The organism is Flavobacterium sp. TS_SC_5 (assembly GCF_056156265.1).
In genome coordinates this window covers 3,614,648-3,627,043 of sequence record NZ_CM149588.1, presented here as the reverse complement: position 1 = coordinate 3,627,043, position 12,396 = coordinate 3,614,648, and the positions used below count along the sequence as shown (strand labels likewise).

The following is a 12,396-nucleotide window of genomic DNA, read 5'->3' as shown; positions in this document are numbered from 1 at the left end:
AATTTTTAGACGAAAAAATAACAATAAAATACTTAATAACAGTTATTTATAGAATTCAAAGCCCCGAAAAGGAGCTTGTTCTAAATTGATTTTTACAATTTAAAGAGGAAATAATTCGTTTTCTATCGCAGTTAAGTCTTGTTTGTGTTTCAAGTCAAATAGCATCGCTTTGTACTTTATAAATTCTGCATCTTTTGGATTTATTTGTAGCACAAAATTTATTTTTCCCAACAAATGTTCCAGATAATTGTTATGATTAATTTTTTTGAAGATTTTATGTTCCTCAAAACCAAATTTCTGAATGTAATATAAGGTTTGTCTCAATTCATTGCGCTTATGGAAAATGACTTGCGGTTTTTGATTCACCACAACTCCAGTAACCGTTTGTCGCATATTTGGCGTCATTAATTTGGTCTTTTTGGTATTGATGCAAAGATTCAGTTTTTCAACCGTTTCTGTTACTTTTTTTAGTAATTCCTCGTGGTCAAAATCTCCTGAAAAACTCATATCGTCCGCATAACGCGTGTACCTAATTTTATAATCTTTGCAATACGAAGCAATTTCGGCATCAGCCTGTTTAAAAATCAGATTCGAAAGATAGGGGCTGGTAGGCGCACCTTGGGGCAAATTTCCATTTCTGGTGCATAATCGGGAAAGTAATTTGGATACTATTTTTGAATATCCCAATTCCAGAAATTCTGCTTCAACAAGGTCAGCTGATATTGAAGGAAAGAAATTCTCTAAATCCAGCGTAAAAATCTTAGATTGATTTTTATGAAACCTCAGATTTTCCAGCAATGTTACGTTTGGTTTATACGCTTTCGCAAAAGGGCTGATGGGTACTTTATACAGTATACTTCTTAGAATCCAGATTTGGATTTCTTTCAAACTGGGTAGTGGTTCAGAAATCAGTCGTTTGGTTCCATTTTTTTTTGCGACTTCAAAATCACGATAAAAATAATTAGGAAACAGCGATGCTTTTTTTAAATATTCTTTTTTGTATCCCACAAGTGCTGATAAATGGGAAGGATTGTAAATTACCGGGACTTGATGCGAAAATAAAACTTCAGCATAATCAAGACAACGCTGAATATTAGGTAACGAAAAGCCTATTTTTCGTGACTCTTTAATAAACGCTTCTTTATAATGTGTAAAATCCATAAGGTTGAGTCATTAATGGGATAGGGACTTTTGCGTCCCTAACCCCAATTAAGAAAACCGGTTTAAAAGTTCGGAGCTCTGCGGAGAATCTTTTAAACCTGGTGCTTGAAAGAACATTCTATTACAGAACAGTGACTCACGGCTCCGTCGCTAACCTGGGCTAACAAATTCCTTTTTAAAAATGAATTAAAAAAACAGTTCATCCTGATTAGGGACAAATATTTTTTTACTGTCCAATTTTGGGATTTGTCTTTCAAAATCCTTTTGGATCCAATCCTCTTTTTTTTTGGTTTTAATTCGGTATGGTTCCATTTTTAAAAAATTATAAATCAACACCCAGTATTTGTAACTACTTATATATTAAGTAATTAGATATATAAATTTACAAAAAAAAATATAGTGACCGCATAAATTCTTAAATATTTTAGTTTTTAATTTTAAAATAGGCTTTTTTCTAAATTTTAGAGATTTTAATTGTGATGAAGGGAGTGCTTTTCAATTATAGAATCGTTTATAAGGCGTGTAAGTGACTATTATTTCTATGATTCTGGTTATCAAATAGGAAACCAAGTTGATGAATTTTGTCATTATAGTGGTTTTTGTTTTCAGTGATTCGAGAGTAATTCTTTGGCATTGTGCAATAATTTCGGTGAGGTGTTCTTGAAATAAGATGGAAAAGGAACTTGAAAGTACCTCAACATTCATTTCCAGACTTCCGTAAGAACTCAAATTATTGAGGTTAAAAGAACCAATTGTAGACCAATTGCCATCCACAACAGCTACTTTTCCATGTAAAATGGATTCGTTCCATTCGTACAATTCAATGTTATAACTGAGGAGTTTGCCATACAAAAAGCAAGTTGCCCGTCTTGTCAGCGGTAGATCTGATTTTCCAGAGAGAATCAATTTGATTGTTACTTTATTTTTAGATGCTTTTTTCAAGGCTCGAATGATTCGAATTCCGGGAAGAAAATAACTGCCTACAATGATGATTTCCTTTTTGGCATGGCGAATTGATTTTATATATGCGTCACAAATTTCGTTTTTCCCTTTTAACCAGTCATTCTGGAGTATGCGAACGGAAGTATCTTCCTGAATATGAAATGCCGATTTTATTTTTTTGTCTCTCAGGCGTTTTTTCTTAAAATAAATATCGTGACAAAGTTGTTGAAGAGGCTTGGCAATTTCTCCGTTTAATTGAATGGCGTAGTCCAGCCAAGGTTTTCCGGTTACGGACCCGCGGTATTTGTCCGCGATATTTATGCCGCCAACCAGTGCAACTTTTGCGTCAGCGACAACCACTTTACGATGCAATCTCCGTCCAAGATAAAAAGTGTAGGTTGAGAATAAAGGGGCAAAAAAGCGAATGTTTACGCCGCTATATTTCAGTTCCTTTATTAATTCTGCCGGAAAAGATAAAGAACCCAAGCCATCCAGTAGCACATAAATTTCAACTTTTCGGAGCGCGGCTTCTTTTAGTGCATTGACGATTCTTTTTCCCGTTGCATCATTTTCAAAAAGATACATTTGCAGGTGGATTTTAGATTGTGCCTCTTGGATAATAGCTTCTAATCGGTCAAAATAATCTTCGCCACTGCACACCAGCTCCAATTTTTTGGATATAATAAAGCTATCGTTAGTTTTTATCATGCGCTTTATTTGTAGTAACTTCATTAATCAAAATGAACTCCATTAGATTTTCTATATCTAAAGTTCCGGTGACTTCATTGTTTTCCATGACGAGCATTAGCCTTGATTTATTGAGTTGTATCAGTTCAAAAACATTTTCCAGAAGTGAATTTGCATCAAGAAAAATTAAATTCCTATCCATCACATTATAAATATATTCCTCTTCGCCTTTTTTGGAGAGTGCCATTATGATTTGATCACGGTTCAGAGTTCCAACAGGGGTTCCTTCTTCCATGATTAAAAAATTCTTGTTTTGGCTGTTTAAAACTGATGCTACGGCAGTTTTTACGGTTGCATTGGCATCAATTTTTGGATAGTCCTTCATCACAACGTCATGGACTTTAAATCCTTTCAGTATGAATTTCGATTCAGTATAATCCGCTTCAACCTGAGCACCTATAATTACAAAAATACCAATAAAAACTAAAATAGGAGAGGTGAAAAAACCGAAAAGTATAAACCCCAAAGCAAGAAATTGACCAATCCGCGCCGAAATGCGGGTCGCTATATGTCGCTGCATCCGGAAGGATAACAAGGCACGTAAAATTCGGCCGCCATCCATTGGAAACGCCGGAATTAAATTAAAAAGTGCGAGCCAAAAATTCACTAAAAAGAAATTCAGAAAGAAATTATTCGCATTGACGCCATTGGATAATTCGGCCATCAGCTGTTCCGAAGTATCAGGAATAGTGATGAAAATTCCGGTAATAAATGCTAAAGTTATGTTGACCATAGGTCCTGCAATAGCCACGATTAATTCTTCGATTGGTTTTTCAGGAATTTTTTCAAGACGGGCTAAACCGCCAATGGGTAACAGTGTGATGTCTTTGGTAATTATGTTGTATCTTTTTGCTGCCAAAGCATGACCTAATTCATGCATTACAACGGTGATGAAAATACTCAAAATAAACACAACCGACCATACTATCTGAGAAGCATTTTGACCTGATCGGTAATTAATGAAAATGATAAACAGAATCAGTAATGAGAATGTCCAGTGAACAAAAATACCTATATCTGCTATTTTTCCGAGTTTAAAGGAGCCTTTCATTTGGTGTTTTTTTGGTAGTTTATTTTGAAAAATAATCAAGCTTTAATAAAGAATATTCTGTTTTTATCAACTTATTTCATTTTCAGAAATGCCATTATACGCCCAAGCATTTAAATTGGCAATCGTAGTATGGGCAATACCTGCCAGCGTTTCATTAGTCAAAAAACCTTGATGTCCGGTAATCATGACATTGGGATAGGAGCGGAGTTTCAAAAATAAGGTGTCTGTAATAGGAGCTTCCGTATGATCCTGAAAAAATATTAAATTTTCTTCTTCATAGACGTCTAAACCAACAGCAGAAAGGATTTTATTGTCTATTGCTTCAATTAGGTCTTCGGTATTTACCAATTTTCCATCTGCGGTATTAATGAAAATCATTCCTTTTTTGCATAACGAAAAGGTGTTTTTGTCAAACAAATGATAGGATGATTTGTTCCAATTTGCATGTACAGACAACACATCTGAAGTGGCACAAACTTCCTCTAGCGTCTTATAGGAAATTGGGATTTCATTCATCAGCTCCTTGTTTGCGTCGTTATCAAACGCGACAATCTTACAACCAAAGCCATGCATAATCCGTGCAAATGCAGTACCTATTTTTCCGGTTCCAATAATTCCCACTGTTTTTCCATGCAAATCAAAACCGACCAAATGATCCATTCGGTAGTCTCCAATGTGCATTAATCGCTGTCCTAAGACCAGTTTCCTGTTGAGTGCCAATACCAAACCAACAGCATGTTCAGCTACCGAATAGGGAGAATATACAGGAACATTCGCTACCTTAATCGCTAGGGATTTTGCCTTTGGAACATCAATTAAATCAGAGGTTACAGCCCGCAAGGCAATATATTTGACACCGTAGCTATAGAGTTTTTGCAAAACCGGTTCTGAAGCCACATCTGAAGTGTAAAGCGAAACTGCATCAAATCCTTGGGCCAAATGTGCAGTGTTTTCATTCAAATGCTGCTCCGTAAAAACCAATTCATGATTTCCATGGGCCGCTTTTTCCATAAATGGCTTATCAAAGCCAAAGATACTGTATACTAATACTTTCATTTTATGGTTTTTTATTTTTAATGTAAGCTGTCAATGCCTGTAATGTGGCTATTTTTCCATAATCTTCTTCTGGAATTTCGATTCCTGTTTTTTTGTTCAACGCAACTATAAATTGCAGCGAATCAAACGAATCAATATTGAGCGTTTCCCTGATGTTTTCATCCGGTTTTAATGTTGATGGTTCCGTATCCGGTGCAATTTTTTTCAACAATTGAAAAATAATTTCTTTGATTTCTTCTTCATTCATAACGCTTCAGGATTTTGTAAATGGTTGTCCAAGGCTACTAGAAAGCGGCTGCCTGTTAATCCATCGGTGGCACGATGATCCCCCGCCAAAGTTGCGAAAATTGAAGTTCGAATTCCTAACATACCTTTCTCCGCAAAGGGTTGTTCTGAAATATTTCCGAAACCAATTATCGCGACCTGTGGCGGATAAATCACCCCAAAAATGGTATCGGCGCCACCATCGCCAATGTTGGTTACCGTAATTGTAGCGTCACTCAATTCTGAACTGCGTAGTTTCAAGGCGCGAGCTCGGGGAATAATATCATTTAAAGCAGCCATGATTTCATCCAGACTTTTTAAATCTGCATTGTGAATCGCGGGAACTATAATTCCTCCGTTGCGCAGCGAAACCACAAAACCAATATGAATTTCTTTTTTTTTCTGTAAACCGTTTTGCCAAACCGCATTCAAAGCCGGGAAAGCGTTCAGCGCTCTGGCGGTTGCTTTAATGAGCAACACAACGGGAAGCAGCCGTTCTTGAACTGATTTTTCCTTATTTTTGGCTATCAGCCAATCAGTTGATTTTGTCACATCTATCTTTTTCTCTAGGTAATAATGTGGAATTTCTCGTTTCGATTTGCTCATTGCCGACGCTATTGCTGTACGAACCGCCTCAATTTGTGCTAGTGTTTTTGCGTCATCAGGAGGAAATTTTTCCACTTTTGGAAGTTGCTCTTTTTGAGTTTCCAATGCTTGCTCCACATCATCTTTGGTAATCACGCCATTTTCTCCTGTTCCTTTTATTTGCGAAAGATCAAGATGATTTTCCACAGCAATTCGCCTTGCCAGTGGGGAAGCTTTTATTGAAAATACAGCTGTTTTTTCTTCTATCGGTTGTAAGGCAATTGGCTTTTCTGATGTTCCTTTTCCTTTTTTGGTTTCCAATGCTGCTGCGCTGGGATGAATCAATGCCATTACCGTTCCCACAGGGACTTTAGTTCCTTCTTGTATCAGTAATTCTCCGATTGTTCCTTCATCAAAAACCTCAATTTCTATCAGCCCTTTTTGCGTTTCTACTTCGGCAATGATATCGCCACGCTGAACCATATCGCCTGGTTTTTTTTTCCATTCGATTAGAGTTCCAGCTTCCATATCAGCACCTAAATTTGGCATTTGAAATTCAATCATGACGTATCATTTTTTTTACTGTATTTACAATATCATTTTTCTGCGGAATCGAAGCTTCTTCCAAATGTGCAGGATAGGGAATGGGAACTTCGACACCGCACAATCGCTGGACGGGAGTATCCAAATCATAAAATGCCTTTTCCATAATTCGCGCACTAATTTCTGCTGATATACTGACCGAACGCCACGCATCTTCAACAATCAAAACCCGATGCGTTTTTGCCACTGATTCCAGAAATGTACGTTCATCCAAAGGTCGCAACACCCGCAAATCAATAACTTCGGCATCGATTCCTACCTGAGCTAATTCGGCGGCAGCCTCCAGACTTTTATAAACACCCGTTCCATAAGTGATAATCGTAATAGCAGATCCTTCGCGTAATACTTTGGCTTTTATAATATCTATAAATCCTAAATCTACAGCAATTTCTTTTTCGAGATTAAGCATCAGTGTGTATTCAAACAGCAAGACAGGATCCGGACTTTGCAAAGCAGCGCGTAACATTCCCCGTGCATCCTCATGCGTTCCCACTGACAAAACAATTAAGCCCGGAATGTGTGCATAAAACGGTTCCCAACTGTGGGAATGTTGCGCTGCCAGTTGACGGCCAATTCCGCAACCCATCCGGATAACCATTGGGATATGGATTTGGCCGCCTGACATGTGCAACAAAGTCGCCGCATTATTCACAATTTGGTCCATGGCCAACAAACTGAAGTTGACAGTCATCACCTCAATAATGGGTTTCATTCCTGCCATAGCCGCCCCGATTCCAGCTCCTACAAAACCTGCTTCAGAAAGTGGGACATCTATAATCCGATCTGCGCCAAACTCCTGCAATAGTCCTTTGCTTACCGCAAAAGCGCCTCCATAACGGCCCACGTCTTCGCCCATCAAAAAGACGTTTTCGTCATTTTGCAAAGCATCTCGAAGCCCTTGTTTCAAAGCCTCGCGATAGGTAAGAGTTATTGTGCCGGTACTGTTGTCCATGATGCCAATCGATTAGAGATTAAATAACAAATTGTTTGTTTTTCCAACGTTTCAATGCGGGTAAAATATTCAATGCTTTTTGAACCATATAAGGAGGAAGATTTTTTTTTTCCATGTGCATTTTTACCGTATCTTTCATTTCTTCCAAGTTCATATCCGGGTTTTTGAAGTGACTGTCTTCATAACAATATTTACAATAGTCATTCGTTTTCTGGCCGTTATTTTCGGTTCCTTTCGCTTCTTCTGTAGTAAGTGGCATTCCGCAACTTTGACAAAAATGTGTATTTTCCATGTGTGTTGATTTAAATAGTTAGCTTTCTTTCTTTATGTAGTTTCTAATTTATTTTTCTTGTACACCATTTTGTCAATGGGCTCATGAGACCAGATTCCGGCTTCCGCAAAAGGAACTCCGTTCTGGATTTTTCTTTTAACTTCTGGATTAATTACTTTTCCAACGTTTTAATGCTGGTAGTATGTTTACCGCTTTTTGAATTGCGTATTCATGCAGTTCTAATTTTTTCATTTGATTTTTCACGTTAGTTTCCATGTCATTTTCCATGTCTTCTAAATTCATTTTTGGATCTGTAAAAACCCCATCTTCATAGCAATACTTACAATATTCATTGCTTTTTAAACCGTTTTTCTCCGTTCCTTTCACAGCTTCGGTGTCCAATGGCATACCACAACTTTGACAGATTATTTTATTTTCCATTATTATAAATTTTTAGTTTCCCGTATCACTGTAAACAAATTTCGTTAGTTGGTCTAACGGTTCCCATGTTCCTGCTTCCGCAAAATCAACTGCGATAGCTATTTTTTTTTCAATTTCACTTTCAAAAGCAGCAATTTCCTCATCTGTTATCCATTGCTTTTGCAAAAGAAACTTTTCGAATTGTGCAATAGGATCTCTTTTTTTCCATTCCTCGACTTCTATTTTATCCCGATATAATTCTGCATCAAACATCGAATGCGCCCGAAAACGATACGTATTGCAAACTAGTAAATATGGCTTTCCACTGCTTCTTATTTTTGCAACAGCGGTATTAGCAGCAGTAATAACAGCCATCAAATCCATTCCGTCCACCGCAACGGCTTCAATCCCATAAGCAGCACCCTTTTTTTCCATTTCCGTTACTGCATGCGAATATTTTATCGCAGTTCCCATTGCATACAAATTATTTTCACAAACAAACAAAACAGGAACATCCCAGAGTGCCGCTAAATTCATACTTTCGTGAAAAGTACCTTCGGCAGCTGCTCCTTCTCCAAAAAAGCAACAAGTAAGGTTCGTTTTCTTCTGTTTTTTGGCTGCCAAACCCATCCCAACAGCAAGCGGAAGATGGCCACACACAATCGCATTACCGCCATAAAACTTTTTTGACACATCGAACAAATGCATCGAGCCTCCACGACCTAGGCAGCAGCCTTGCATTTTACCATACATTTCGGCCATCATGATATCAGGATCCAAACCTCTAGCTAGTGCATGACCGTGTTCCCGATACGTACACAATAGATTATCATCTTCCGTAAGCGCCTGAATTACGCCTACCGCAACCGCTTCTTCGCCAATGTACAAATGCAGAAAACCACGGATTTTCGCTTTCGTATATTGCTCGGCTGCTTTTTCCTCAAAGCGTCTTATGAGCAGCATTTGATATAAAAAAAGCAATCCTCTTTTGGCATCCATCGATTGTGATTCTGTCGTTGATTGTACCATTTTTTATAGTTTTATAATCCAAAAGCATAATAGTAATACGTAGGATCGCCGGCATATTTTCCTTCTAGCATGATGCCGCGTTCTTGTGATGCAACTGATTCCATAAAGGATTGAATCGATGAAACTACCCTGTTGTTGACTGATGTAATTACGAATCCGTTGCGTATGCTTGTGAATCTTTTTATTTTTCCATCGTATAGTTTCGTAATTTTGAGTCCGTTTTTTACATTATATACTTTTTGGTCTTCCTTAGTAATTGGGCTCAACTCAACTCCTAAATCCTTCAGCAATTCTATATTTTTATTTTTTGTAAGTTCTGGGATTGCTTCCTGCTTTTTCAGTGTGGCAATAAGTTCTTTTTTCTCATTACCATTTCTGATGAGTGTGATTTTAACTTTCTCACCCGGACGTTTTCGCATGATGATTTCCTGTAATTTAGCTGCTGATGCGGTTTCTATATTATCAATGCTGATGATGACATCTTTCTCTTTTATACCCGCTTCTTTTGCCGCACCATTTGCAGTGACGCTGTCAATATAAACGCCATTGGCACGGTCAATTTTTATTTCCTTTGCCAATGTGCTGTTCAAATCGCGAATGCTTATTCCTAAAATTCCCCTGCGAACGGACCCAAAATTCATTAGATCATCCGCTACTTTTTTTACAATATCTACAGGAATTGCGAACGCATATCCAGCATAGACTCCTGTTGGCGTTGCTATTGCGGTGTTTATGCCAATGAGTTTTCCTTCCAGTGTTACTAAAGCGCCGCCGCTATTGCCTGGATTTACCGCTGCATCTGTTTGTATGAAGGATTCTATGGCGCCTTGATCGCTTAGAATGTTGATGTTTCGGGCTTTGGCACTGACAATTCCTGCCGTTACCGTAGATGCCAGATTAAATGGATTTCCTACCGCGACGACCCATTCACCGACTTCAATAGTATCACTGTCGCCGTAGCGTATAAATGAAAGGTTGCTTTCTTTGATTTTAAGGAGAGCAAGATCAGTTTGAGGATCATTTCCAATAACTTTTGCCGGATAGGATCGTCCGTCGAACAAAGTGATATTAATTTCATCGGCATTTTTTACCACATGATTATTGGTAATAATATATCCGTCAGGTGTTAGAATCACTCCAGATCCGCTGCCAATCACGGTTTCCGAATTGTATTTTGGAGACTGTGGCAGTTGAAACCTAAATTCCCTGAAAAAAGGATCGTCCCTAAAAAAATCTTTAAGTGGGTCCGGAATGTTATAAAATTTATCTTCACCCTCGTATTGAAGGGTTTGTGGTTTGAAACTGCACTTGATATGAACAACTCCAGGCGTAGCTATTTTAGCTGCCATTCTGAAATCGACATTACCTGAATAGGAAATTTTTTCGGGAACAAGGGCGGCGCTTTTCTGGATGGATTCTATGTCAGTTTCATTATTCCTATTTTGAGCTTCACATCCTTGAGATAGAATAAGAAGTACAAACAGAAAAATAGTTTGGTTTTGTAGTTTTATTTTTTGGAAAGGTATCATGGCTGAAATTCATTAATAAAAATTAATTTTTGATGACTTTTATATTTTAAGAGGATTCCAATGTTGAAATATCGCCTTCGGGTAAACCGAGTTCTCGGGCTTTTAGTAATCGCCTTAAAATTTTCCCGCTTCGGGTTTTAGGAATATTTTCCACAAATTCAATTTCTTTGGGAGCCACCGCTGGGCCCATTTCTTTTCGGGCGAAAGCCATAATATCCATTTTGGTTGTCTCGTTAGGCTCTTTTCCGGTTTTGAGTACAACGAAGGCTTTTACTATTTCTCCAATGGTGGGTTCCGGAATTCCAATCACAGCAGCTTCTGCCACATCAGGATGGCGCATCAGCGTGCTTTCGACTTCAAACGGACCGACCATGTGTCCGGAAGTTTTGATAATATCATCGGCCCGACCGATAAACCAGAAATACCCATCCGCATCTTTCTTAGCTAGGTCACCGCTGAGATACCAATCGCCAATGAAGCATTTTTTATAGCGTTCTTCTTCATGGATATATGCTCTAAACAGCGACGGAAATCCTTTTTTCAGAACCAAGTGCCCTTGAATTTCAGGTTGTGTGATAAGTTTCAATTGATCGTCATTTATTGCTGCAATCGCAATTTCTACTCCGGGCATCGGTTTTCCCATCGAACCCGGTTTTACGGCCATCGACGGATAGTTGGCAATCATGATGCCGCCCGTTTCGGTTTGCCACCAATTGTCTAAAATGGGGATGCCAAAATTTTCCTGTCCCCAAATCACGGCTTCGGCATGAAGCGGTTCGCCAACACTAAGAATCAATCGAAGATTCTCGAGATTATATATATTTTTGGGTATTACATTCATACGCATCAATCGCCTGATAGCTGTGGGAGCGGTGTACCAAATGTTTATTTTATGTGTTTCAAGAAGCGAATACCATCGGATAGCATCAAATTCTGCTTCATCAATGATACTGGTAATTCCGTGCAGCAACGGAGCAATAATTCCGTACGATGTGCCGGTAACCCAACCTGGATCTGCGGTACACCAATAGTGATCTCCTTCGTGAAAATCGAGAACATATTTGCTCGTTATATAATGCGTGAGAACGGCTTGGTGAACGTGAAGCACGCCTTTCGGCATTCCGGTTGTTCCGCTGGTAAAATGTAATAAAGCGGGATCTTCCAGATTGGTTTCCGGAATGGTAAATTCCGCTTCTGCCTCGTCCATGAGTTTGGAAAAAGAGCGTATTTTTTCAGAAACATGTTCAATTGCATCGGTAAGAATAACATAGCGGAGTGAAGGAAGCTTTTCGAGAATTTGTTTTATTTTTTGTTCGAATAAAAGAGAGGTGGTTACCAGAACCGTCGCATCGCCTTTACTGAGTCTTTGATACACGGGCTCAGGGCCAAAGACAGAAAATAACGGACTAAATACTGCAATATATTTCAAGGTTCCCAAAGCGGTGATGTATAATTCCGGAATCCTGCCAGCGAAAGAGAAAACACGCTCTCCTTTTTTGATTTTTAATTTTTGAAGTACATTGGCAAATTTCGAGGTTTGGTTTTGCAATTCGGAATACGTGAACTCTTGTAAACGATTGTCTTTTCGAATAAAACGCAATGCCACCGTATTTTTTAGATGCGTTTGTGCGTGACGGTCAACCGCTTCATGCGCTATATTCAGCCCTTTTCCACTAGGAAGACCATCTAATTCCCGGGCAACATTTCCCCACGAGAAATTAGCTTGCACTTTTTCATAGTCCAGAAGGTGGTGCGTGGTTTTATTTTTGATGGAAATCATGGCGTG

12 protein-coding genes are annotated in these 12,396 nt (G+C 38.5%); all 12 read right to left on the bottom strand.

Going from position 1 to position 12,396, the window contains the following annotated elements:
• Positions 1 to 99: 99 nt before the first annotated feature.
• Entirely contained in the window at positions 100 to 1,161 is a 1,062-nt protein-coding gene (locus AC0J6S_RS15590) for a reverse transcriptase domain-containing protein (RefSeq protein WP_474954651.1), read from the bottom strand.
• A 495-nt stretch (positions 1,162 to 1,656) separates the two neighbouring features.
• Positions 1,657 to 2,811: a phospholipase D-like domain-containing protein gene (locus AC0J6S_RS15585; protein WP_474954650.1), complete on the bottom strand. Its 1,155-nt coding sequence runs from the start codon at positions 2,809 to 2,811 to the stop codon at positions 1,657 to 1,659.
• The gene (locus tag AC0J6S_RS15580) at positions 2,798 to 3,901 is read right to left on the bottom strand and encodes a site-2 protease family protein (protein ID WP_474954649.1); all 1,104 of its coding nucleotides are present in this window, start codon (positions 3,899 to 3,901) and stop codon (positions 2,798 to 2,800) included. Before AC0J6S_RS15580 ends, AC0J6S_RS15585 begins: the two co-directional genes overlap by 14 nt.
• Positions 3,902 to 3,967: 66 nt before the next feature.
• Positions 3,968 to 4,957, bottom strand: coding sequence for an NAD(P)-dependent oxidoreductase (locus AC0J6S_RS15575; RefSeq protein ID WP_474954648.1), 990 nt, complete (start codon positions 4,955 to 4,957; stop codon positions 3,968 to 3,970).
• 1 nt (position 4,958) lies between these two features.
• Positions 4,959 to 5,204 (bottom strand): acyl carrier protein, encoded by a 246-nt coding sequence (locus AC0J6S_RS15570; protein ID WP_474954647.1) that lies wholly within the window; start codon positions 5,202 to 5,204, stop codon positions 4,959 to 4,961.
• Positions 5,201 to 6,370 carry a dihydrolipoamide acetyltransferase family protein gene (locus AC0J6S_RS15565; protein WP_474954646.1) on the bottom strand — a complete coding sequence of 390 codons (1,170 nt, stop codon included), beginning with the start codon at positions 6,368 to 6,370 and terminating at the stop codon, positions 5,201 to 5,203. The genes AC0J6S_RS15570 and AC0J6S_RS15565 overlap by 4 nt, the downstream gene beginning before the upstream one ends.
• Positions 6,363 to 7,361 (bottom strand): alpha-ketoacid dehydrogenase subunit beta, encoded by a 999-nt coding sequence (locus tag AC0J6S_RS15560; RefSeq protein ID WP_474954645.1) that lies wholly within the window; start codon positions 7,359 to 7,361, stop codon positions 6,363 to 6,365. Before AC0J6S_RS15560 ends, AC0J6S_RS15565 begins: the two co-directional genes overlap by 8 nt.
• A gap of 19 nt (positions 7,362 to 7,380) precedes the next feature.
• Positions 7,381 to 7,653, bottom strand: coding sequence for a zinc ribbon domain-containing protein (locus AC0J6S_RS15555; RefSeq protein WP_474954644.1), 273 nt, complete (start codon positions 7,651 to 7,653; stop codon positions 7,381 to 7,383).
• 147 nt (positions 7,654 to 7,800) lie between these two features.
• Positions 7,801 to 8,073 carry a zinc ribbon domain-containing protein gene (locus AC0J6S_RS15550; RefSeq protein WP_474954643.1) on the bottom strand — a complete coding sequence of 91 codons (273 nt, stop codon included), beginning with the start codon at positions 8,071 to 8,073 and terminating at the stop codon, positions 7,801 to 7,803.
• A 12-nt stretch (positions 8,074 to 8,085) separates the two neighbouring features.
• Positions 8,086 to 9,081 (bottom strand): pyruvate dehydrogenase (acetyl-transferring) E1 component subunit alpha, encoded by a 996-nt coding sequence (gene pdhA / locus AC0J6S_RS15545; RefSeq protein WP_474954642.1) that lies wholly within the window; start codon positions 9,079 to 9,081, stop codon positions 8,086 to 8,088.
• 11 nt (positions 9,082 to 9,092) lie between these two features.
• Positions 9,093 to 10,610, bottom strand: coding sequence for a S1C family serine protease (locus AC0J6S_RS15540; RefSeq protein WP_474954641.1), 1,518 nt, complete (start codon positions 10,608 to 10,610; stop codon positions 9,093 to 9,095).
• A gap of 46 nt (positions 10,611 to 10,656) precedes the next feature.
• Positions 10,657 to 12,390, bottom strand: a complete 1,734-nt coding sequence (gene acsA, locus AC0J6S_RS15535; RefSeq protein ID WP_474954640.1) for an acetate--CoA ligase — start codon at positions 12,388 to 12,390, stop codon at positions 10,657 to 10,659.
• Positions 12,391 to 12,396 lie beyond the last annotated feature (6 nt).